A 1,138-nucleotide genomic window follows, 5' to 3' on the forward strand; every position below is an offset into this window, starting at 1 on the left:
ACGCCTGCCCGGTGCTGGAAGGTTAAGAGGACCGGTCAGCCATTTCGGTGGCGAAGCTGAGAATTTAAGCCCCAGTAAACGGCGGTGGTAACTATAACCATCCTAAGGTAGCGAAATTCCTTGTCGGGTAAGTTCCGACCTGCACGAATGGCGTAACGACTTCTCTGCTGTCTCGACCACAGACTCGGCGAAATTGCATTACGAGTAAAGATGCTCGTTACGCGCGGCAGGACGAAAAGACCCCGGGACCTTCACTATAGCTTGGTATTGGTGTTCGGTTCGGTTTGTGTAGGATAGGTGGGAGACTGTGAAGCTCATACGCCAGTATGGGTGGAGTCGTTGTTGAAATACCACTCTGATCGTATTGGACCTCTAACCTCGGACCATGATCTGGTTCAGGGACAGTGCCTGGTGGGTAGTTTAACTGGGGCGGTTGCCTCCCAAAATGTAACGGAGGCGCCCAAAGGTTCCCTCAGCCTGGTTGGCAATCAGGTGTCGAGTGCAAGTGCACAAGGGAGCTTGACTGTGAGACTGACAGGTCGAGCAGGGACGAAAGTCGGGACTAGTGATCCGGCACCGGCATGTGGAAGCGGTGTCGCTCAACGGATAAAAGGTACCCCGGGGATAACAGGCTGATCTTCCCCAAGAGTCCATATCGACGGGATGGTTTGGCACCTCGATGTCGGCTCGTCGCATCCTGGGGCTGGAGTAGGTCCCAAGGGTTGGGCTGTTCGCCCATTAAAGCGGCACGCGAGCTGGGTTTAGAACGTCGTGAGACAGTTCGGTCTCTATCCGCCGCGCGCGTTAGAAACTTGAGGAAGGCTGTCCCTAGTACGAGAGGACCGGGACGGACGAACCTCTGGTGTGCCAGTTGTCCCGCCAGGGGCATGGCTGGTTGGCTACGTTCGGAAGGGATAACCGCTGAAAGCATCTAAGCGGGAAGCCTGTTCCAAGATGAGGTTTCTCACCCCCTCGAGGGGGTAAGGCCCCCGGCAGACCACCGGGTTGATAGGCCGGAACTGGAAGCCCAGCAATGGGTGGAGGTGACCGGTACTAATAGGCCGAGGACTTACCACGAAGATGTTACGCGTCCACTGTGCGGTATCTGAAACAACACACACATCAGATATCGGGTATC

At 55.9% G+C, this 1,138-nt stretch carries 1 rRNA gene; it reads left to right on the forward strand.

What is annotated here, in order from left to right:
• A 23S ribosomal RNA gene (locus ACLBYD_RS30680) occupies positions 1–1,077 on the forward strand; the annotation flags it as partial.
• Positions 1,078–1,138: the final 61 nt, after the last annotated feature.

The sequence above is a fragment of the Rhodococcus sp. C26F genome, assembly GCF_053345925.1.